This is a genomic window from Amycolatopsis oliviviridis (assembly GCF_014654365.1).
GTDB lineage: Bacteria > Actinomycetota > Actinomycetes > Mycobacteriales > Pseudonocardiaceae > Amycolatopsis > Amycolatopsis oliviviridis.
This window is the reverse complement of record NZ_BNAY01000003.1, coordinates 822,514-843,861: the sequence shown is the minus strand read 5'-3', so window position 1 is coordinate 843,861 and position 21,348 is coordinate 822,514. Positions and strand designations below refer to the sequence as shown.

Here is a 21,348-nt window from a genome sequence, read left to right as displayed (position 1 = left end):
CAATCGGACTAGGAATCCGTACCGGTCATTGGTTCACTCGCCGCGCAGAACCGCTTTCAGCGCATCGAGAACACTCGCGTCTTCGATCGTCGAGGGCACCTGCTCGTCACGGCCGTCGGCGATGCCGCGCATGGTCTTGCGCAGGATCTTCCCGGACCGCGTCTTCGGCAGCGCGTCCACAATGGACACGTCGCGGAACGCGGCGACCGGCCCGATGTCGCGCCGGACCAGGGCGACCAACTCGGACTTGAGCGTTTCGGCGTCGACGTCCACTCCCGATTTCAGCACCACGAAGCCGCGCGGGAGCTGTCCCTTGAGCTGGTCCCGGACGCCGATCACCGCGCATTCGGCGACGGCGGCGTGGGACGCCAGCACCGCCTCCATCGAACCGGTCGACAGCCGGTGGCCCGCGACGTTGATGACGTCGTCGGTGCGGCCCATGACGAACAGATAGCCGTCTTCGTCGACGTATCCGGAGTCACCCGTCAGGTAGTGGCCTTCGTACCGCGAAAGGTACGCCTCGCGATACCGCTCGTCGTCCTCCCACAACGTCGGCAACGACCCCGGCGGGAGCGGCAGCTTGATCGCGATGGCGCCTTCCCGCCCGGCGGGGAGCGGGTCGCCCGCCTGGTCCAGGATCCGCACGTCCCAGCCCGGCACCGGCTTCGTCGCGGAACCGGGTTTGACCGGCATCGGCTCCAGTCCGCGCGGATTCGCCGCGATCGGCCAGCCGGTCTCGGTCTGCCACCAGTGGTCGATCACCGGCACCCCGAGCTTCCCGTGCGCCCAGTGATACGTCTCCGGATCGAGTCGTTCCCCCGCCATGAACAACGTCTGGAACCGGCTGAGCTGGTATTTTTCGATTTCGCCCGCGTCCGGGTCGACCTTCTTGATCGCGCGCAACGCCGTCGGGGCGGTGAACAGCGCCTTGACCCCGTGGTCGGCGATGACGCGCCAGAACGCGCCCGCGTCGGGCGTCCCGACCGGCTTGCCCTCGTACATGACACTCGTGGCGCCGATGAGGAGCGGCGCGTAGACGATGTAGGAATGGCCGACGACCCAGCCGACGTCGGAAGCCGTCCACCACACGTCACCGGGCCGGATGTCGTAGATCGCGCTCATCGACCAGGCCAGCGCGACCGCGTGCCCGCCGGTGTCGCGCACGACGCCCTTCGGCTTCCCGGTGGTGCCGGACGTGTAGAGGATGTACAGCGGATCGGTGGCGGCGACCGGAACCGGATCGGCGGGGGAGGCCTTCGCGACCAGTTCGGCCCAGTCCGCGTCGCGCTCACCCAGTTCGGCGCGAGCGCGCTCCCGCTGCAGCACCACGACCTTGTCCGGCTGATGGACGGTGCCCGCGAGCGCCTCGTCGATGATCGGCTTGTATTCGACGACCCGCGTCGGCTCGATCCCGCACGACGCGGCCACGACGACCTTGGGTTTCGCGTCCTCGATCCGCGCCGCGAGCTCCTTCGGGGCGAACCCGCCGAACACCACCGAGTGCACCGCGCCGAGCCGGGCGCACGCGAGCATCGCGATCGCGGCCTCGGGGACCATCGGCATGTACACGATGACGCGATCGCCCTTTTCGACACCGAGCGAGGCGAGCGCGCCGGCGAAGCGCGCGACGTCGTCCAGCAGTTCCGCGTAGGTGAACCGGCGTACCGAATCGGTTACCGGGGAATCCCAGATCAGCGCGGTCTGCCCGCCGCGGCCGTCCCGCACGTGCCGGTCGAGCGCGTTGAACGCCGTGTTCAGCTCCCCGTCCGGGAACCAGCGGTAGAAGGGCGCCTTCGAGGCGTCGAGGGCCCGCGTCGGCGGCCGCGTCCAGTCGATCGCCCGGGCGGCTTCGAGCCAGAAACCCTCCGGGTCTTCGAGGCTCCGCTGGTACGTCTCGGCGTACATCGAATGCTCCTTCGCGCTCGGGTACCGGACCATCATGGACTCACCACAGGGCTCATGCCCGGTGGTAACGCCGGGGAGACGGCCGTGACAACCCGGCAACCCCGCGAGGGCATGAGGCGTCCTAAGCTGAACTAGGAAAAAACCGCCGGAAACGGCCTCGACAAGCTAGGGGAGCAGGCTCCATGGGACTAGCGAGCGCGCTGCTGTCGTTCGCGCACAGCCTCTTCGGACCGGGGATCTGGCCCGGGGACTGGGTGTGGGCGACGAGCACCGCGGGAGCGCTGGTCGCGCTGCTGCCCGCGCTGGGAGCGATGGTCGTCGCGATCATCCGCAAAGGCACCGGCAACCGCTATGACGTGGTGACCCTGTCCGTCTTCGGCGGGATCGGCGTGGTCGCCGTCTTCCTGCTGCCGTGGCTGCTGGCCACCGGTGTTTCGCAGACCTACCAGGAAGCCGCCTCGACGAAATCGGGCGGGCAATCCGGCTTCTCCGGTAGCGACCTGTCGACCTTCAACACCGACTACAGCCCGCTGATCGGCAAGCAGAGCGAGTACCTCGGGCGCGGCCAGAACGTGTACGAGGTCCTGTTCTATCCGAGCGGGATGCAGCTGAGCTACATCTTCTACTTGATCCTGCTGGTCGGCCTGCCCGCGCTGTCCCTGCTGTTCGTCATGCTGCAGGCACGGACCGCGTTCCGCCGCGGCCCGAAGTGGCCTTCGCGGTTCTTCTGGATCCCGTTCGTGCTGATGGTGCTGGCCAGCGTCGGCATGGGCGCGAACACCGCCGTGCACTTCTGGCTCGGTTTCCTGCCGCTCAGCGTGCTGGGCCTGATCCCGGTCGCGCTGGTCGGCCCGCCGCCGTGGTCGGTGATCAACCGGCCGGACCCGCAGCCCCGGCAGAAGATCGAGCCGTACCGCCCGGAGCCGCCCGCCCCGAAGCCGCAGCAGCAGCTGCCGCCCCCGCCGCAGAAGCAGTACCCCGCGACCGCGCTGGCGCAGGCGCCCGAACCGCCCGCGCTGGCCGCGATACCGGGCCCGGTCCCGGCGCCCCCGGGCTCCCGCAACTCCGGCGGCAGCCGCTACAAACGGGTCCGGCGGCTCGGCCACGGTGGTTTCGGCACCGTGTGGGAAGCGGTCGACACGCAGCTCAACCGCACGGTCGCGCTGAAGATCGCGCACGCGCCGGACCGGGACACCGAAGAGCGCATGCAGCGCGAGGCCAGGGCGCTGGCCGTGGTGAACCACCCCAACTGCGTCAAGGTGTACGACCTCGTCGAGGAGCCCGACGGGCTCGCGCTGGTCATGGAGTACCTCGAAGGGCGCTCGCTGGCCGAGATCGTCGACTCGCAGGGCCCGCTCGACGACATCGCCGCCGGACGGCTCTGGTCGACCATGGCCGGCGCGCTCGCCGCGGCGCACGAGAAGGGTGTGCTGCACCGCGACCTGAAGCCGTCGAACATCATCCTCGACCGCAACGGGCTCGCCCACCTGATCGACTTCGGCATCGCCCGCAGCCAGGGCGACTCGAAGATGACCGCGACCGGGATGATGATCGGCACGCCGGACTTCGTCGCTCCCGAGCAGGCGATGGGCTCCCCGGCCAGCCCGGCGTCGGACGCGTGGCAGCTAGCCGCGACGGTCAGCTACGCGCTGTCGGGCCAGCCTCCGCGCGGCACCCGGGAGACCCCGATGGCCGCGCTGATGGCCGCAGCCCGGGCCGAACCGGTCTCGAAGCTGCCGAACCGCAGCGCGCACGCCCGGATCCTCGTCGCGTCGCTCGACCAGGAACCCCGCCGCCGCCCGACGCTCACCGCCGTGCGGCGCGACGTCGAAGGCTGGCTCGCGCGGGCGGGCAAGTCGCCGGACGGTCCGGTGACCCAGATCGTGCCGCGCCGCCCTCCGCAGCAGCAGCCCCACCAGCAGCCGCAGCCCCAGCGCCACCCGCGCTGACCTGCGAAAAGAGAGCAAGGGACCTTTGCTGGCGTTCGTTAGTGTGCTAACGAACGCCAGCAAAGGTCCCTTGCTCTCCCTCAGGCGACGACGACCCAGGTCCCGTCGCGCCACGCCATGGTGAAGGTCTTGGGCTGCGCCGCCATCATCGCGATCTGCGGCGCGACCGCGGCCGGCGGGACAGCGACCTTGTCCGGCCCCTTGCTCTGCAGCTTCGCCGGGTCGACGCGGATGGCCTTCAGCTTCTTGAGGTCGTCGTCCGAGAACATCCCAAACTGCATCGGGGTGAGGGTGCGGCATTCCTTCATCCCGCCGTCGAACGCCGGACCGGTGATCCGGCAGACCGTTTCGAGGTCCTTGGCGCCCAGGGCGTGGAAGTACTCCTCCATCACACTCGCCGCCCCCTGCGGGCTGTGCGCCACCGCGCCGCCGGTGGCGGACTTGGTCGCCTCGGAAACGGTCGCCGCGGTCGCCGAAGGCCGCGAAGAAGCGCTGGGCTGAGCCGAACTGCCGGCCGGTGCTTCCGAGGTGCTCGGAACGGCCGAAGTCTGCGGCGAAGCGGTTCCCGGCGTCTGCTCCTCGCAGCCCGCGATCAAGAACAACGCCGCGGCCGCACAGGCCGCTCCGAGCGGTCGGATCCTCATGATGCCCCCTGTCGAGCTGCTGTTGACCAGGGCAGAGTAACAACTCTCGTCCAAGTGTCACACTTGAAACGGGAAATCAGTGATCCCCGGTGATCAGCGCCAGCATCGACACCGAAAGGACGAGCCGGGCGGAGACGCAGGTGCGGCTCATCGCTTCCTTCTTCTTGCCGATGAAGTCGACCTGGACCACCTGGCCGTTGCCGAGTTGAACGCTCAGCGCGCACGTCTCGGCGGTCTGCTCGTACCTCGCCTTCAACGACCCGAACTTCTCGTTCCGCACCTCCGCGCCCGCTTTCGGCGGCACGGCTTCGAGCCCGCCGACGCCGCTCGTGTACATCCCGACGACCTTCGCGTAGGGAACCTCGTGAGTGCAGGTCGGCCCCAGCGGGGACTCGCCCTTCTGCGCGCCTTCGCGGCCCGCGTTGACCCCGGCGTAGTTCGCGTGGGTGAACTTGACGACCTCGCAGATGTCGGCGTTCGCCAGCGCGTCCGGGCCCGGTTCCTGAACGGTGCCCTGCGCCGGTGTCCCGCCGGCGAGCGGAACGAATTTCTTCACCACCACTTCGGCGACCTTCTTCGCCAGTTCGCAGTGCTCCGCGCGATTCCCCGCTTCGTCGCTGTTGACGTCGTAGGCGTCGACAGCGATCGAGGCGTAGGCGCGGACGTCCATGTTCACCGAACAGAACGTCACCGGCTCGGGGTCGAAGGCGTACGTCCGGCCCTTGAGCCCGGCGATCTCCACCGGCTCCATCACCGCGGACTCTTGCGTGATCCAGCCGTACGGGTTGTACGCGTGCACCTGCGCACCCTTGTTGCCCGGGAACACGAACTGGCAACCGCTGAGCACCCCCTTGGTGCTCACGAGACCGAGCGGCTGCATTTCGGTCTTGACCGACTCGAGCCAGCCGCAACCCTCTTCACCCTGTGTCACGGGTAGGGCCAGCGGCTGGTCGAGTACCTGGTCACTGAACCCCGACCCGTCCGCGGGCGGCTGGTACTTCGGGTATTTCGGATCGCTCGCGCCCGGCGCCGAACCCTCGCGGAAGGCCTTGCCGTCCACGGCGCTGGAACACCCGGTGAGCAGAAGAGCGATAGCCATCAAATACGGCCAACGAGACATGACGACCCCCAGTAGTCCTCAATTCGGACGGGAGTCTAGGCCGGTTTCCGCCGTCTCGCCGGGGCTTGGGTCAACCGATCGTGGTCACTTCCAGGACGGAAGCCACAATTCCGCGTTCCAGTGGTCGTTGGTGATCGCGTTGCCGTTGAGGATCGGCCACAACCAGGCGAAGTTGGCCACGACGAGACCCACGTAGAGGGCGACGACGAGCATGCCGGTGCCCCGCCGTTCGAAGCCGCGTTTCGCGCTGCCGAGGAGCTGGCCGAGGATCAGCGTCAACCCGAGGGCCAGGAACGGCGCCAGCGGCGTCGCGTAGAAGTAGTACATCTGGCGGTCGAGGTTGGTGAACCAGGGCAGGAACCCGGCGAGGTAGCCGACGAGCACGGCGGCGTAGCGCCAGTCCGCGCGGAAGAATGACCGCCACGCGCTCCAGCCGAGCATCGGCAGGGCCAGCCACCACATCGCCGGCGTCCCGATCAGCATCGTCGCCCGCACGCAGGTCGACTCGCCGCAGCCGGTCGCCTCGGTGCCGCCCGCGTACGCGTAGAGCATCGGCCGCAGCCCCATCGGCCAGGTCCACGGCTTCGACTCCCACGGATGCGGTTTGTCCTTGGGCGTCACCAGGTTCGCGTGGAAGTCGAGCACGTTCATCGAGTAGTCGCCCAGCGACCGCAAGGCGGGCGGCATCCAGGCCCAGAAACCGGGATCGATGTCCTTGATCGCGACCAGGTTGCGGTCGGTCGCGGTCTCGCTCGCGAACCAGGCCCAGTAGCAGGCGAGATACACCAGGATCGGGATGACGACGATCGCCCACAGCGCGGGCAGCACGTCGCGGCGCAGCGTGCCGACCCAGGGTCGCTGCACCCCGGCGGCGCGGCGCGCGGCCACGTCGAAGAAGACGGTGAGCAGGCCGAACGCGGCGATGTAGTACAGCGCCGACCACTTGACGCCGAAGGTCAGCCCGATCATCAGGCCGCCGGCGAACCGCCACCACCGGAAACCCAGCTTCGGGCCGAACCGGGACTCGTCGATCCAGCCTTCACGGACGGCCACGGCGAGCCGCTGCCGCACCTGGTCGCGGTCGCACAGCACGCAGGCGAACGCGGCGAGCACGAACAACGCGATGAAGATGTCGAGCATGCCCATGCGTGACTGCAGGTGCAGGACGCCGTCGCTGATCACCAGGATCCCGGCGATCGCGCCGAGCAGCGTCGAACGGGTGAGCCGCCGGGCGATCCGGATGGTGAGGAACACGATCAGCGTGCCCGCCAGCGCCGGCATGATCCGCCAGCCCCAGGCGTTGTAGCCGAACAGCCACTCGCCGATCGCGATGAGATGCTTCGCCAGAGGCGGGTGCACGATCAGCTCGTAGCCGTAGTTGTCTTCGTAACCGCCGTTGCGCAGCATCTGCCACGCCTGCGGGACGTAGTGCTTCTCGTCGAAGACGGGCGTGCCCTTGTCGGTGGGCGTGCCCAGATTCTGGATCCGGACGATGCCGCCGATGAGCGTCAGCACCAGCGTGACGACCCAGCCGCGCACGCGGTCGGTCGGCATGCCGCGGCCGAGGAGGGTGGCCTCCCGGTCGTTCGGTGGCCGGAGCGCGTCGACCGGATCCGGCCGCACGCTCTCGTTGTCCCGGGTCAGCAGTGCGGTCACGGGGCATGATCCTACGGGCGGAAGAGTGAACTCGGTGTCCGGATGTGCGAACCGGTTAACCTTCGGGAATGACCGAAGGACGCCTCGTGCTGGCAGCCACCCCGCTCGGAGACGTCCGTGACGCTTCGCCGCGCCTGTCCGAAGCCCTCGCGACCGCCGACGTGATCGCCGCCGAAGACACCCGGCGCCTGCGCTCCCTCACCGCGGCGCTCGACGTCTCACCGGTCGGACGCGTCGTCAGTTTCTACGAGGACGTCGAGACGGCCCGCCTGCCGAAACTGCTCGAATCGCTCCAATCAGGCGAAACGGTGGTCCTCGTGACCGACGCGGGGATGCCGAGCGTGTCGGATCCCGGATTTCGCCTGGTCGCGGCCTGCGTCGAGGCGGAGGTGTCGGTGACCTGCCTCCCCGGCCCGTCCGCGGTGACCACGGCGCTGGCGCTGTCCGGTCTCCCTTGCGACCGTTTCTGTTTCGAAGGATTCGCCCCGCGCAAGCCCGGTGAACGCGCGAAATGGCTCGGTTCGCTGAAGGACGAACCCCGTACGGCCGTGTTCTTCGAATCTCCGCACCGCCTCGCGAGCACGCTCGCCGATGCCGCCGACGTCCTGGGGCCTGATCGCCGCGCGGCCGTCTGCCGGGAGTTGACCAAAACGTATGAAGAGGTCAAACGCGGCACTCTGCCGGTTTTGGCCGCCTGGGCCGCCGAGGGGGTCAAGGGCGAGATCACGGTCGTCCTGGCCGGCTCGCCGCCGCGTTCGGTGAGTGTCGCGGATCTGGTTTCGGAGGTTTCATCGCGCGTCGCGGCCGGGGAACGCCTGAAATCCGTGGCCGCCGAAGTCGCCGAAGCCGCCGGGGTGTCGAAGAAGGAGCTCTACGACGCCGTTCTCGCGTCCCGTAAGAGCTAGGACAGCAAGGCCGCCGCGGCCGCGTGCGCCTTCGCGGCGTCGGGCTCGGCGCCGGTGATGACGTCCGTGTAGATGAAGGACTCGCCGATCCGCACCAGCAGGTAGGCCAGGTCCTCGACCGGCAGGGGCGGCGTGAGCCGTCCGGCCTCGACCTCTTCGTCCAGGAACTCGCGCATCTTCTCGATCGCGCGGCTCTGCACCACGCTGGCCTTCGTCGTCAGGATCCGCAGCGCTCGCTCGGGCTCGTTGCGCAGGAACTCCCGGAATGGTTTCGAGTCGTTCACGGTCCGGACGAAGGTGCCGACGAGTTCCGCGATCCCCTCCGCGCCGCGCCCGAGCTTGCCGGAAGCCCTCGCCTCGAAGACCTCCATTGTCATCGACCACAGGATCTCGCCGAGCAGCTGATCCCGGCCGCCGACCCAGCGGTGCAGCGTGGCCCGGCTGATCCCGAGCTCACCCGCGAGCTCGCCCATGTCCACTCGGCGCCCGTCCAAGAACCAGGAGCGCGCGATCGTGAACGCGCCCAGAGCGTCCGGGCGCGGCGATGTCAACTGGCGTTCGAGTGCGGTTCCGATGAGTGAAACATATCACGAGTCGTCTCATGGATGAGACATATGCAAGAATGTCTCATCTCGTTGAGGAGGATGCGGATGCGCGCAGTACAGGTGACCGAATTCGGCGGACCCGAGGTGCTCAACCTCGTCGACCTGCCCGATCCCGTCCCCGGCCCGGGTCAGCTGCTGGTGGAGGTCGACCGGATCGGCGTCAACTACGCCGACACCCACCAGGCCGAGAACTCCTACCTCGCGCCGAGCAAGCTCCCGCTCGTCCCCGGCGGCGAGGTCGTCGGCCGCACCGCCGACGGCAAACGTTTCGTTTCGCTGCTCAACGGCGGTGGCGGCTACGCCGAGCGCGCGGTGGCGGACCAGGTCACCAGCTTCGGTGTGCCCGACGGCGTCGACGACCTGACCGCGCTCTCCTTCATCGTCCAGGGCACCACCGCCGCGCTCCTGCTGCGCAAGAGCGCCCACCTCGAACCCGGCGAATCCGTCGTCGTGCACGCGGCGGCCGGCGGGGTCGGCTCCATCGCCGTCCAGCTCGCGAAGGCCTGGGGAGCGAGCCGGGTCATCGCGACCGCCAGCAGCGACGAGAAGCGTGCCCTCGCCCTCGAACTGGGCGCCGACGTCGCCATCGACTCACGCGCCGAGAACATGACCGACGCGCTTCGCGAGGCGAACGGCGGCAAGCGCGTCGACATCGTGCTCGACATGACCGGCGGCAGCGTCACCGACCAGAGCATCGCGGCCCTCGCGCCGTTCGGCCGCCTCGCGTTCTACGGTATGGCCAGCCGCGAGCAGCCGAAGCCGATCGAGGCCCGCAACCTCCTCGGGCACAGCACCACCGTGGCCGGGATGTGGCTGCCGCACGCCTTCAAACTCCCCGGCAACGTCTTCGGTCGCACACTCGACGAGCTTTTCGAGCTGGCGCTCGCCGGCCGGATCCGCGCCGTCGCCGGCGGCGAGTACGCGCTTTCCGACGCGCGTGCCGCCCACGAGGCACTGCGTTCGCGCGGCACGATGGGCAAGCTCCTGCTGGATCCCGCCAAGTAGCTCAGCCGAGCAGACGCTCCAGCGGAGCGGATTTGTGCAGGCATTCCTGCCATTCCGCTTCGCTGTCGGAGTCGGCGGTGATTCCGCCGCCGACTCCCAGCGCGATCTCGCCTTCGTGGATTTCGAAGGTCCTGATCGCCACGTTCAGTTCCATGCCGGCGATCGGCGAAGCGAGACCGATCGCCCCCGTGTAGACACCGCGCGCCGTGGGCTCCAGCTCGGCGATCAGGTCCAGCGCCCGGATCTTCGGCGCGCCCGTCACCGAACCTGGCGGGAACGTGGCCGCGAGCAGGGCCGCGTCGTCGATCCCGTCGGCGAGTAGTCCCTCCACAGTGGACTCAAGGTGCCAGACCCCGGGCGCGGGCCGGACCTCGAGCAGTTCGGGGACGCGCACACTGCCGGTGGCGCACACCCGGCCGAGGTCGTTGCGGACGAGATCGGTGATCATCACGTTCTCCGCGACGTCCTTGGTGGACTCCCGCAGCCGTCGCGCGAGATGCTCGTCGGCCGCGTTCCGCCGCGGCAAGGTGCCCTTGATCGGTGTCGACCGGACCTGGCGTCCATGCCGGGCAAGGAAAAGCTCGGGGGAGAACGACACGACCGAGCCCCAGTCGCCGGTGAGGAACGCCGCCCGGCGGGCCCGTAGGCGGCGAGCGCCTTCGGCGAACAGCGCGATCGGATCGCCTTCGAATCCTCCGTTGAAGCGAGCGCAAATATTCGCCTGGAACAGCTCGCCGGCTTCGATCGCGTGCACACACGCCTTGACCGCGTCGTGGTGTTCCGACGGAAGCGGTCGTGACAGCGGGCCGGAACTCCACGTCGTCGCTTCGGGAAGCTCGGCGAGCGCGGATTCCACCGCGGACACTTCGTCGATCGGATCCGGATCTTCGTCGGGGAGCAGAGCTTCGAACCACCACGAACCGTCCGCGTCCAGCCGCAGCACGCGGTCGACCCAGCCCCAGACGGCGGGAGGAAGAGCGCCGGAACGGCCCGAGGGATCGGTCAGGTCGTAACTCAGGTAACCGAACCAGCCACCTCCGACCGCGCCGGGCATCGCGTCGTGCATGACGGGCATCCGAGTGGGGATCGCGAACGCCTCGGCCACGTTCTGGACAGGAGTCAGGGAAGCGTTCAGCGCGATGACCGCGCGCGACGAGAACCAGTCTCCGCACAGCGCGGCCGGTGGCGCGAGCCCGAGAGCCTCGGCGCGTACGCCGAGCGCCGCCAGCGCCCGTTCGGGCCCGACGTCCGTCCGCAGCCTCCGGCACATCAACCGCACGCGACATTGTCGCCGCCCGGGTGGGCGGAAACGCAACCCGCCTCCCGTGGAAAGTGAGATCCGCGACCACTCGGTGACATCGTGCACACCCGTCGTCACGGAACGAGAACTACAGAAGCACGTCCGAGAGCTTGAAGGGATAGACCACGGCGTCTTGGGCGATCGGACCGTCCACACCGGGCAACCCGGTTCCGAAACCGTGCTGGTGCAAGCCCAGCCGCGAGTGGAACCATCCCGGCCTCCCCGGGATTTCGTTGTGCCTGACCAGCCAGAGCACCACTTCGCTGTCCGCCCACTTGTCCGGGTGCAGGCGGTCCGTCCAGCAGTCGAGCCCCGCGTACACCAGGACGCGTTCGATGCGTGCCGCGTGCCGGACATGTTTGATCCACGCCTTGATGAACCGGTCGTCGACGCTGGGCGCCTCCACTTCGAGCGCCGGTGCGAGCGAACCGGGTGCGAAGGCACCGAGCGCGCTCGCCGTCCGCACGAAATGGTCGGCCTGGTCGTGAACGGCGCCGGGACGCGCATAATGCCGTGCCCCGGTATGGATCCCGGCATGCTGCGCACCGGCCAGATTGCGTTCCGCCGCGACGTCCCGCCAGTTGGTGTTCTCGCTGACGGTGACCGAGGCGAACCGGATGTCGGCGCCACGCACCGCCGCCCAGTCCGTCACCGTCTCACGGTGGGACAGGGTGACGCCGTGCTCACCTTCCGGATCGATCAAAGTCACCTGTCCTCGAATATCGCCCCAGAACGCCCGAAAGGTCACCTTACGTCCGCGAGGCGGCCGTGAGGTGACCTTTCGGTTCAGCGTGTCTCAGGCGTTTTCCCGCTGGAAGGTCCGTGAGCCCCACCAGATAGCCAGAACCGCCATGACCAGTACCACGACGCTCCCGGTGAACAGCGCGTCCATCGAGAAGTCACCGCCGAAACTGTTCCGCTCGACATCCACCACGTGCCGGAACGGATTGATCCGGGAAATCGTGTACAGCCAATCCGGCGCCGAGTCCGCGGTGATCGGGATCAGGATTCCGGACAGCAGCAGCAACGGCATGAGCACCGCGTTGAGCAATGCCGGGAAAGAGTCTTCGCTCTTGAGCGTCAGCGCCAGCGCGTACGAACATGACGCCAGCGTGATCGACATGAGGAAGACGATCACCAGGCTGAGCACGACGCCGGCGAACGGCGGGTTCAGGTCGAAGACCAGATACGCCAGCGCGATGATGAGCAATGCCTGGACCACGGTCTGCACCGCGTTGGCGAGCACCTTGCCCAGCAACAGCGCCACCCGGCTCACTGGTGTGACCCGCATCCGCTCGACCACGCCCGAGCGGTATTCCGCGAGGAGACCGAACCCGACGAAGGAGCTGCCGAACAACGCGAGCTGCGCGATGATCGCCGGAGTGAAGATCATCCAGCCGTCCACATCGGACAGCCCCCGGGCGTTGAGCGACTTCACCAGAAGCGGTCCGAAGAAGAACAAGTACAGCAACGGCTGCATGATGCCGATCGCCAGCCACGTCGGGTTGCGCAACGCCGCGAGCATGTCCCGGCGGAAGATCAACCAAGTGTCATGCAACATGCGTCGCCTCCTTCTCCGGCGCGCCGTCGGCAGGCGCGCCCTCTTCGGCGTCGCGCAGGCTCCGGCCCGTCAGGGTCAGGAAAACGTCGTCGAGCGTCGGCCGGTGCACCTGCATGGACGCCATCGCGATGCCCCGAGCGTCCAGCGCTCGCAGCAGTTCGGGCATCGCCGTGTCGCCGCGCGGTACGCGGAAACGCACCGTGCCGTCGGTGACGGTCATCTCGTGCGCCCCTTCGAGGCGGCCCGCGACCTCCGCGGTCTCCGCCGCCGATTCCGGTGAGACCCCGAGGACGACACTGTCGCCGGAAACCCTCGCCTTGAGCGAATCCGGTGTGCCCTCGGCGACGATCTTCCCGTCGTCGATGACGATCAGCCGGTCGGAGAGCGCGTCGGCCTCGTCGAGGTAGTGCGTGGTCAAGAAGACCGTGACGCCCTGCTCGTCCCGCAGCCTGCGGATGTGCTCCCACAGGTTCGCCCGGCTCTGCGGGTCGAGTCCCGTCGATGGTTCGTCGAGGAAGACGAGCCCGGGCGAGTGGATCAGCCCCAGCGCGATGTCGAGCCGTCGGCGCTGACCGCCCGACAGGGTCGCGGTCGTTCGCTGGTCGAGTCCGGCGAGGTCCAGCTGTTCGGCGAGGACGGCCCCGCGCGCGAGCGCGTCCGCCTTGCTCATCCGGTACAGCCGTCCCTGGAACTCGATCTCCTCGACGACCTTGCTCGCCGGCGCGGTGCCGCCGCCCTGGGCGACGTAACCGATCCGCCGACGCACCCCCAGCGGGTCGGCGAGTAGGTCGCAGCCGCCGACCGTCGCCTCGCCGGCGGTGGGCTTGAGGAGCGTTGTCAGCATGCGCAGGGTCGTGGTCTTCCCCGCGCCGTTCGGTCCCAGGAAGCCGACCAGCTCCCCGGCCGAAACGTCGAGATCGACGCCCTTGACGGCGTGGACCTCGCCCCCATTGCGGCCCTTGCGGCGGAAGCGCCGCTCAAGGCCGCGTGCCTTGATCATGTCTACTCCTTTCCGATGCTCATCTAGTCAAACTTGACTAGATGACGGACGCACTCTGCCCTAGGTGTCGTTCTGTAGTCAAATTTGATTACTCGGGCGGTGCGCCGAACACGGCCTCGGTGTCGCCTTCGCCCGCCATCACGTACTCGCCGGCTTCCAGACGGCCGATCAGATCCCTCATCCAGGACACGTTCGCCTCCGCGTGCGCGCTCCACAGGCGGTACAGCTCGCTCACGTGCGGCGGCTTTCCCAGATCGACGGCGTGTTCACGGGCGTAGTGGGTCGACTGGGCGTGCGCTTCCATATTCGCCAGCTGTTGTTTCAGCAGGGCCAGCACCTGCGGGCGGGGAAGGGTCGGCATGAACGTGATCGCCGCCGACAGCGAGTACCCGGTCGCGTCGTCGCTCGACAATGCCCTGCCGAGCTGCACGATGAACTCGGTCTCTCCGTCCTCGGTCAGCCGGTAGGCGACCCTGTCGGGCCCGCTGCCCGCTTCGGCTTCCTCGACCTGCTCCAGGAGACCGTCGGCCGTCATCTTCTTCAGCGCGTGATAGATCGAACCGGGCTGGACGTTGCCCCACTTGTCGGCCGCCCACGAAAGGAGCTCGCGCCGGACCTGGTAGCCGTGTGCCTTCCCGTACATGCGCACGACACCCAGCACCAGCAGACGCGTGGCGGACACCGAAGCCTCCGATCCTCTCCCGGACAACAATGCCTTGGACGACGTCCGTAGGCTAAACAAGCATGAGCACCCCAGTGTTGACTGCGGTGGCCTGGCCCTACGCCAACGGCCCCCGCCACATCGGCCACGTGTCCGGATTCGGCGTCCCGTCCGACGTCTTCTCCCGCTACCAGCGAATGGCCGGCAACCGGGTGCTCATGGTGTCCGGCACCGACGAACACGGCACCCCCATCACCGTCCAGGCGGACAACGAAGGCCTGACTTCCCAGCAGACGGCGGACAAGTACACCCGTCAGATCGGCCAGGACCTGCAGGGACTCGGTCTCACCTACGACCTGTTCACCCGCACGACCACGGGTAACCACGCCGAGGTCACGCAGCAGATCTTCCTCGCGCTGCACCGCAACGGCTACGTCGTCCCCAAGACGACCCGGGGCGCGATCAGCCCGTCGACCGGCCGCACCCTGCCCGACCGGTACATCGAGGGCACGTGCCCGATCTGCGGTTACGACGGCGCGCGCGGCGACCAGTGCGACAACTGCGGCAATCAGCTCGACGCCGCGGAGCTGATCAACCCGAAGTCCCGGATCAACGGTGAAACGCCGAAGTTCGTCGAGACCGAGCACTACTTCCTCGACCTGTCCGCGTTCGTCGAGACGTTGGGCAAATGGTTGTCCAGCAAGACCGACTGGCGCCCGAACGTTCTCAACTTCACCAAGAACCTGATCGACGACATGCGACCGCGGCCGATCACCCGCGATCTCGACTGGGGCGTGAAGATCCCGCTCGACGGCTGGCGCGACCAGCCGATGAAGCGCTTCTACGTCTGGTTCGACGCGGTCATCGGCTACTTCTCGGCGAGCGTCGAGTGGGCGCGCCGGTCCGGCAACCCGGACGCCTGGCAGGAGTGGTGGAACAACCCTGACGCCCGCTCCTATTACTTCATGGGCAAGGACAACATCACCTTCCATGCCCAGATCTGGCCCGCGCTGCTGTTCGGCCACAACGGCGATGGCGACCGAGGCGGCGTACCCGGCAAGTACGGCAAGCTGCACCTGCCCGACGAGATCGTTTCCAGCGAATTCCTCACGATGAGCGGCTCGAAGTTCTCGACCTCGCGCGGAACGGTCATCTACGTCCACGACTTCCTGCGCGAATTCGGCCCGGACACCCTGCGGTACTTCATCTCGGTCGCGGGTCCCGAGACCCAGGACACCGACTTCACCTGGGACGAATTCGTCCGCCGGACCAATTTCGAGCTGGCCAACGAGTGGGGCAACCTCGTCAACCGGTCCATCTCCATGGCCCACAAGAACGTCGGCGCCATTCCGCGTCCCGACGCTCCCACGGCCGCCGACGAGGAGCTCAAGGAGCTTTCCCGCAAGGCGTTCGACACCGCCGGCGCCCACCTGCAGCGGTCCCGGTTCAAGGCGGCGGCGAGCGAGGCCATGCGCGTCGTCACCGCCGCGAACCGGTACCTGTCGGACCAGGAGCCCTGGAAGCTCAAGGACGACCCCGCCCGACGCGACAGTGTCCTGCACACCGCCCTGCAGGTCGTGTCGGACGCCAACACGCTGCTGACCCCGTTCCTGCCCCACTCGGCTCAGAAGGTGCACGAGGCGCTCGGCGGTACCGGCGTCTGGGCTGCCCAGCCCGAACTGCAGGAAGTCGAGGACCTCGACATCCCCGGCCGGATCAACCCCATCATCACCGGGGACTACAAGGCCGAGCAGGCACGCTGGAAGTCCGTGCCGATCGAGGTCGGCAAGGCGCTGGAGAAGCCGACCCCGTTGTTCGCCAAGCTGGACCCGGAACTCGGCGAGACCGGTCCCGAATGGGCGCCGATCTCGAAATGATCAGCTGATGGGTGCGGAGAAGAAGGAACTGCCACCGATCCCGGACCGGCTTCCGGTTTCGGTGGTGGACGCGCACACCCACCTCGACGCGTGCGGCGCGGTCACCGCGGCTGATGTGACAGCCATGGTCGATCGCGCCGAACGCGCCGGTGTCTCGCGGGTGATCACCGTCGCGGACGATCTCGCGGCCGCTCGCTGGGCCGCGCAAGCGTCCACTTGGGACCCTCGGGTCTGGGCTGCCGTCGCGATCCATCCCACGCGCACCAAGGATTTCGGTGAGGACGAGAAATCCGAAGTGGAGAGTCTCGCGAAACAGTCCAGAGTGGTCGCGGTCGGCGAGACCGGCCTTGACTACTACTGGGACTACTCGCCCCACGACGCCCAGCAGGACGCCTTCCGGTGGCACATCGATCTCGCCAAACGGATCGGGAAGCCGCTGATGATCCATGATCGAGACGCCCACGACGACGTTTTGCGGATCCTCGAAGAAGAAGGCGCGCCCGAACAGGTCGTCTTTCACTGCTTCTCGGGGGACGAGCTCATCGCCCGTCGCTGCGTCGACGCGGGATACGTCCTTTCGTTCGCCGGAACGGTCAGCTTCCGCAACGCCCGCGGGCTCCACGAAGCGGCACGGATCGTTCCGGCGGACCAGTACCTCGTCGAAACCGACGCGCCGTTCCTGACCCCTCATCCGTTCCGTGGGCGCCCCAACGAGCCCTACTGCGCCGCCTACACCGTTCGCCACCTCGCCTCGCTCAGGGGCGAGGCGGTACACGAGGTGGCCGAAGCGGTGCGAGTGACCGCTGAGCGGGTCTTCCGTTTGCCGACAGTCACCGCTGGTTGAACGGACTGCGACATTAGTGATCAAGAATGGTCCACTCTGATGAGTGACCAACGTCACGACACTCCGGGGGGTGTTTGCGCAACCCGGCGAGGTTCGTTACTGTCCCGTGATCGTGCCGGTCGGTGCCCGCTCATGCGGTCTCCGGCTGTTACGCCCACAGTCACGTCAGTGCACGTCGGGGAAGCGGAACCGGGAGCGGTACGGCCTGGAACCGTGACGATGGCGCTGGCTGCGGGTGTCGGACTTCTAGAGGTGTGCCGAAGTGCGCATCGAGACGAAGGACGTGGTGGAGCGGTTGTCGAGCTCCTCGACGTCTTGGGAAAGGGAACGACCCAGTGACTGGTAGCAGTAGGCAGGATGGCTCGCGCCTCGGCGCAGAGACGAACACCTTCGCTTCCGCCGGTTCGGTTGCCGTGCTCGACCGCGACACTCAGTACGGCGAGCTGGACTACTCCGACGACCCGCGCATCACGCAGCAGGACGTCCTCGCCGCGCTCGGCTCCGACGCCGACGCCCTGATGGCCGAGATCGACGTCGACGTCGATGAACTGATCCGCCTCATCAGCGCCGAGACCACCATGCTCCCGCCGATCGTTATCCCGGACGAGATGGCCGAAGACCGCACCGCGGGCGCGCCGATGAAGGCCGCGACCAAGGACGAGGTCATCTCCAGCGCGACCCGCGTCTGGAAGAAGCGGTTCCTCAAGGGAACCGTCATGGCGGTGCTGCTCACCCTCGGCGGTGGCGGCGCGGCCGCGATGGCGATGAACAAGAGCGTCACGCTCGACATCGACGGCAAGCAGCAGACCGTCCACAGCTTCGGCGACACGGTCGGCGAGGTTCTCGAGGACGCCGGCCTTTCGGTCGGCGCGCACGACTCGCTCTCGCCCTCGCCGCAGGCGGAGGTCGGCGACGGCGGCGTCATCAAGCTCGAGCGTGGCCGCAAGCTGAACCTCATCGTCGACGGCGCCCCGCAGCAGGAGTCCTGGGTCCGCGCGACCAACCTCGGCGAGGCCCTGAACCAGCTCGGCCGTTCCGATCTCGCGAAGTCCGGCACCTGGACCTCGATGCCGCAGAACGGTGAGCTCCCGCTCGAGGGCTCCACCGTCGAGATCAAGACCCTCAAGAACGTCACCGTCTTCGACGGCGCGAACGAACCGAAGAAGGTTCAGACCAACTCGGTCACCACCAAGGAATTCCTCGGTGAGCTCCGGATGACCCTCGGCCCGGACGACGAGGCCGTCGGTGGCCTCGACGTCAAGCTGGTCGACGGCGCGGAGGTCCACATCAGCCGGACCGGCGTCACCATGGTCAAGCAGAACGAGGAGATCGCGCCGCCCGAGCAGAAGGTCGACGACCCGGAGCTCGAAAAGGGCAAGACCAAGGTCGAGGACCCGGGCACCCCGGGTCAGAAGACCGTGACCTACAAGGTCACCAAGCGCAACGGCAAAGAGGTCGGCCGGGAGAAGGTCTCGGAAGAGGTCATCACCGAGGCCAAGCCCAAGATCGTCAAGGTCGGTACGAAAAAGCCTGCCGACCCGGTCATCGGTGACGCCGGTGCTTGGGACCGCATCGCGCAGTGCGAGTCGACCGGTAACTGGGCCGCCAACACCGGCAACGGCTACTACGGTGGCCTGCAGTTCAACAAGAGCACCTGGGACGCCTACGGCGGCTCGCAGTACGCCGCGTATCCGCACCAGGCCAGCAAGGCCCAGCAGATCGCCGTCGCCGAGAAGGTCCGCGACGACCGCGGTGGCTACGGCGCTTGGCCGCACTGCGGCAAGAAGGCCTGACGTCGACTAAGTCTCCTCTCCCTGAAGGTCATCATGTGGGTTCGCCCGCAGGGTGGCCTTCAGGCCGTTAAGGGCTTCTGCGGTCGCGTGGAGTTCTCGGCTCTCGGTTTCGACAGCCGTGTCCACCAACGTGTAGGCCTTATTCGGGCCACGTTCTGGGATTGTTCGGCCGCGGCGCCCTCTCGAATACCGCTGTCGCTGCGGTGTGGGCTTGGATGGCCCTGCGGCCGTGCCTGGGTGGTCTTGGGACGGTGCGGAGGTTTCTTGACCGGCTCTGCGTTCTCGATTGGCTCCGCGGGCGGAGGCTTCTCTCCGCCCTGTTCCGGCGCTTGTCGAGGCAGCGGGACATCCGGCCCGCCCTCCGCGAGATCGACGATCTCCGTGAAAGCGTCCCCGCGTCTCTCCGCCGGCGTGCGGCCGTCGGCTTCCCGGTTCGGGGCCGGGTACGCTCGTGGCACCAGAAGCGCGTTCAGGCGGGAGCCTGTCTCCGGATCGAGGTTGCCGCGCATGTCCCAACGGCCGGTCCGCTTCTGGCGCAACCACAATTCGCTTCGCTCGTGTTTCGGACTGGGGTCGTCGGTGGCGCTCCCATCCGGGTCGAGACGTGCGAGCAGATCTGTCCCGGCCACCGTGATGTCGCGTGGTCTCGCGACGCTGGCGAGATCGACCAGGTCTTTCTCGGCCTCGGATCGTGCGCTCGCGGTGACGTGTTCGGGCAACCTCCTCAAGACAGTGACGATCCGGTCGATGCCGGCGTCGGCAAGCACGCCGGTGGCGGCCGTGACTCCGGTCAAAGGCGCGACGGGGCGAGTCGGTGTGCCGTCGCGCGCCCGTCTCGAGTTGAGCGCCAGTGCTCTACCGGTCACCTTCTGCGCCTCCGCCCGGGGGACCCGGGCCACATGCTCGTAGAAGACGGCGATCGAGTTGTATCCGTAGAGGTCCCGGACACCACGTGACTCGATCTCGGCCAGGATCTGGCCGACTTCGGCGGCAAGGCGCCGCCCTTCGCGTAGCCGCTTCTGCAACTCGTCGAGAAGCAGATCGGCGTCACCTTCCGGCAGGTTGAGCGGGAAGGTCTTGGGGGTGTTTGTGCTGGTCATCCCTCGATTGTCGGGCCAGATTCGAACGAGTGCACGGTATCGATCGGGTGGATGATCATTACGCTCCGGCGGCTCGAATCCACGCCGATCACCCTTGCGTGGGATGCGGGTAGATCGGAACCGTCGGAAGGGTGATGGGGGCGAGTTGCGGCCGCCAGCCGGGGCGCAAGAGGGCTGGCTACGATCAGCGGGTGACTGAACTGCTCGGGCCTGCGGAGATCAGGGCGCTGGCGGCCGAGCTGGACGTGCGTCCGACCAAGAAGCTCGGCCAGAATTTCGTGCACGATCCCAACACCGTGCGCCGCATCGTCGACCTTTCGAGGATCGGCGAAGGTGACGTCGTGCTGGAAGTCGGGCCGGGGCTCGGCTCGCTGACGCTCGGGCTGCTCGCGACCGGTGCCGAGGTCGTCGCGGTCGAAATCGATTCCGTGCTGGCTGGGCGGCTGCCGACCACCGCGGCCGAGCGAGGCGGGGCCGAGCGGCTGAAGGTCGTCGGGGCGGACGCTTTGCGGATCATGGCGGACGACCTGCCCGCGCAGCCGACCGCGCTCGTCGCGAATCTGCCGTACAACGTCGCCGTTCCCGTCGTGCTGCACCTGCTCGCCGAGCTGCCGTCGTTGACCAGCGGTCTGGTAATGGTCCAGACCGAGGTCGCGGACCGGATGGCGGCCGGTCCGGGGAGCCGGACCTACGGCGTGCCCAGCGTCAAGCTCGCGTGGTACGGCAAGGCGCGCAAGGTCGCGGCGGTTCCTCGCGCGGTTTTCTGGCCCGTGCCGAACGTGGACTCCGCTCTGGTCGCTTTCGAGCGGGGTGACGTGGTGTCGTCCGTGGAGCGGGAGCGGTTGTTCGCGGTGGTCGACGCCGCCTTCTCGCAGCGTCGGAAGACGCTGCGAGCGGCATTGGCGTCATGGGCGGGTTCCGCCGAACGGGCGGGAGAGTTGCTCGAGAAGGCGGGTATCGACCCCAAGACCCGTGGCGAGCAGCTGGACGTCCATCAGTTCGCTCGTATCGCCGCAGCGGCCGGCTGACCACCTCCGCAGGTGTGACCGGCGCCGCGCGAACGCGGTCTGGCCGATGTCAGCACGACCGCATAATCCTCTCCTGGATCTGCGTGATCGCAACCTGTCTTCGCAGGCAGGGGCCTTGCTGTAGCACGAGTATGCTCACGGTTGTCTCAAAATATGGGCAGCCAATCCTGTATCATGGACGCGACCAGACGTGTGATCTGCGCCTACGCGCTTGCTTTCATCTAGTGGGATCGGTTTTACTCAGTGAGCCATCCCGAGCGACTGAGAGACCTGGCTCGCCGAAGTCGCAGCAACCACCCTCCACAGGGCAGGTGCTACCGCCAGGACCGATGGAGGCTGTGCCTAATGAACAGGGTCACCCACCCGCTCCTGCTGACCAGGCGACGTGTCGTCGA

General features: G+C 67.7%; 18 protein-coding genes and 1 riboswitch. Of the genes, 7 read left to right on the top strand and 11 right to left on the bottom strand.

Going from position 1 to position 21,348, the window contains the following annotated elements; all coding sequences use genetic code 11:
* Positions 1–33 precede the first annotated feature (33 nt).
* Complete coding sequence (locus IE302_RS17080; protein ID WP_191255466.1) at positions 34–1,941, bottom strand: propionyl-CoA synthetase; 1,908 nt, start codon at positions 1,939–1,941, stop codon at positions 34–36.
* Positions 1,942–2,087: 146 nt separating this feature from the next.
* Between IE302_RS17080 and IE302_RS17075 the strand changes: the two genes are divergently transcribed.
* Positions 2,088–3,854, top strand: a complete 1,767-nt coding sequence (locus IE302_RS17075) for a serine/threonine-protein kinase (protein ID WP_191255465.1) — start codon at positions 2,088–2,090, stop codon at positions 3,852–3,854.
* 80 nt (positions 3,855–3,934) lie between these two features.
* On the opposite strand, the gene IE302_RS42780 is transcribed toward IE302_RS17075, so the two are convergent.
* From IE302_RS42780 to IE302_RS17060, 3 genes are all read right to left on the bottom strand, one after another.
* A complete protein-coding gene (locus IE302_RS42780; RefSeq protein WP_229907800.1) occupies positions 3,935–4,498 on the bottom strand; it encodes a hypothetical protein in 564 nt (187 codons plus the stop codon).
* A 76-nt stretch (positions 4,499–4,574) separates the two neighbouring features.
* Entirely contained in the window at positions 4,575–5,597 is a 1,023-nt protein-coding gene (locus IE302_RS17065) for a hypothetical protein (protein ID WP_191255464.1), read from the bottom strand.
* A gap of 105 nt (positions 5,598–5,702) precedes the next feature.
* Positions 5,703–7,274 (bottom strand): dolichyl-phosphate-mannose--protein mannosyltransferase, encoded by a 1,572-nt coding sequence (locus tag IE302_RS17060; protein ID WP_191255463.1) that lies wholly within the window; start codon positions 7,272–7,274, stop codon positions 5,703–5,705.
* A 68-nt stretch (positions 7,275–7,342) separates the two neighbouring features.
* Between IE302_RS17060 and rsmI the strand changes: the two genes are divergently transcribed.
* Positions 7,343–8,179, top strand: a complete 837-nt coding sequence (gene rsmI / locus IE302_RS17055; protein WP_191255462.1) for a 16S rRNA (cytidine(1402)-2'-O)-methyltransferase — start codon at positions 7,343–7,345, stop codon at positions 8,177–8,179.
* Here rsmI and IE302_RS17050 read toward each other — a convergent pair.
* Positions 8,176–8,652 (bottom strand): QsdR family transcriptional regulator, encoded by a 477-nt coding sequence (locus tag IE302_RS17050; protein ID WP_229907799.1) that lies wholly within the window; start codon positions 8,650–8,652, stop codon positions 8,176–8,178. The genes rsmI and IE302_RS17050 overlap by 4 nt on opposite strands.
* A gap of 177 nt (positions 8,653–8,829) precedes the next feature.
* On the opposite strand from IE302_RS17050, the gene IE302_RS17045 reads away from it, so the two are divergent.
* Entirely contained in the window at positions 8,830–9,789 is a 960-nt protein-coding gene (locus IE302_RS17045) for a quinone oxidoreductase family protein (protein ID WP_191255460.1), read from the top strand.
* A gap of 1 nt (position 9,790) precedes the next feature.
* Here IE302_RS17045 and IE302_RS17040 read toward each other — a convergent pair whose 3' ends face one another.
* The 5 genes from IE302_RS17040 to IE302_RS17020 form a co-directional block, all read right to left on the bottom strand.
* The gene (locus IE302_RS17040; protein WP_191255459.1) at positions 9,791–11,068 is read right to left on the bottom strand and encodes an aminodeoxychorismate synthase component I; all 1,278 of its coding nucleotides are present in this window, start codon (positions 11,066–11,068) and stop codon (positions 9,791–9,793) included.
* A gap of 109 nt (positions 11,069–11,177) precedes the next feature.
* Complete coding sequence (locus IE302_RS17035; RefSeq protein ID WP_191255644.1) at positions 11,178–11,792, bottom strand: glycoside hydrolase family 25 protein; 615 nt, start codon at positions 11,790–11,792, stop codon at positions 11,178–11,180.
* A 93-nt stretch (positions 11,793–11,885) separates the two neighbouring features.
* Positions 11,886–12,650, bottom strand: coding sequence for an ABC transporter permease (locus tag IE302_RS17030; protein ID WP_191255458.1), 765 nt, complete (start codon positions 12,648–12,650; stop codon positions 11,886–11,888).
* Positions 12,640–13,650: an ATP-binding cassette domain-containing protein gene (locus IE302_RS17025; RefSeq protein ID WP_191255457.1), complete on the bottom strand. Its 1,011-nt coding sequence runs from the start codon at positions 13,648–13,650 to the stop codon at positions 12,640–12,642. The genes IE302_RS17030 and IE302_RS17025 overlap by 11 nt, the downstream gene beginning before the upstream one ends.
* Positions 13,651–13,738: 88 nt before the next feature.
* Positions 13,739–14,332, bottom strand: a complete 594-nt coding sequence (locus tag IE302_RS17020; RefSeq protein WP_191255456.1) for a PadR family transcriptional regulator — start codon at positions 14,330–14,332, stop codon at positions 13,739–13,741.
* 62 nt (positions 14,333–14,394) lie between these two features.
* Between IE302_RS17020 and metG the strand changes: the two genes are divergently transcribed.
* The 3 genes from metG to IE302_RS17005 all read left to right on the top strand — a co-directional run bounded on the left by metG (position 14,395) and on the right by IE302_RS17005 (position 18,825).
* Positions 14,395–16,188, top strand: coding sequence for a methionine--tRNA ligase (gene metG, locus IE302_RS17015; protein WP_191255455.1), 1,794 nt, complete (start codon positions 14,395–14,397; stop codon positions 16,186–16,188).
* A 7-nt stretch (positions 16,189–16,195) separates the two neighbouring features.
* Positions 16,196–17,032, top strand: a complete 837-nt coding sequence (locus tag IE302_RS17010) for a TatD family hydrolase (protein WP_191255454.1) — start codon at positions 16,196–16,198, stop codon at positions 17,030–17,032.
* A gap of 413 nt (positions 17,033–17,445) precedes the next feature.
* The gene (locus IE302_RS17005) at positions 17,446–18,825 is read left to right on the top strand and encodes a resuscitation-promoting factor (RefSeq protein WP_191255643.1); all 1,380 of its coding nucleotides are present in this window, start codon (positions 17,446–17,448) and stop codon (positions 18,823–18,825) included.
* A 59-nt stretch (positions 18,826–18,884) separates the two neighbouring features.
* On the opposite strand, the gene IE302_RS17000 is transcribed toward IE302_RS17005, so the two are convergent.
* Positions 18,885–19,925: a DUF222 domain-containing protein gene (locus tag IE302_RS17000; RefSeq protein ID WP_191255453.1), complete on the bottom strand. Its 1,041-nt coding sequence runs from the start codon at positions 19,923–19,925 to the stop codon at positions 18,885–18,887.
* A gap of 191 nt (positions 19,926–20,116) precedes the next feature.
* On the opposite strand from IE302_RS17000, the gene rsmA reads away from it, so the two are divergent.
* Positions 20,117–20,953 carry a 16S rRNA (adenine(1518)-N(6)/adenine(1519)-N(6))-dimethyltransferase RsmA gene (gene rsmA, locus IE302_RS16995; RefSeq protein WP_191255452.1) on the top strand — a complete coding sequence of 279 codons (837 nt, stop codon included), beginning with the start codon at positions 20,117–20,119 and terminating at the stop codon, positions 20,951–20,953.
* 245 nt (positions 20,954–21,198) lie between these two features.
* A riboswitch (SAM riboswitch) is annotated at positions 21,199–21,289 on the top strand.
* Positions 21,290–21,348: the final 59 nt, after the last annotated feature.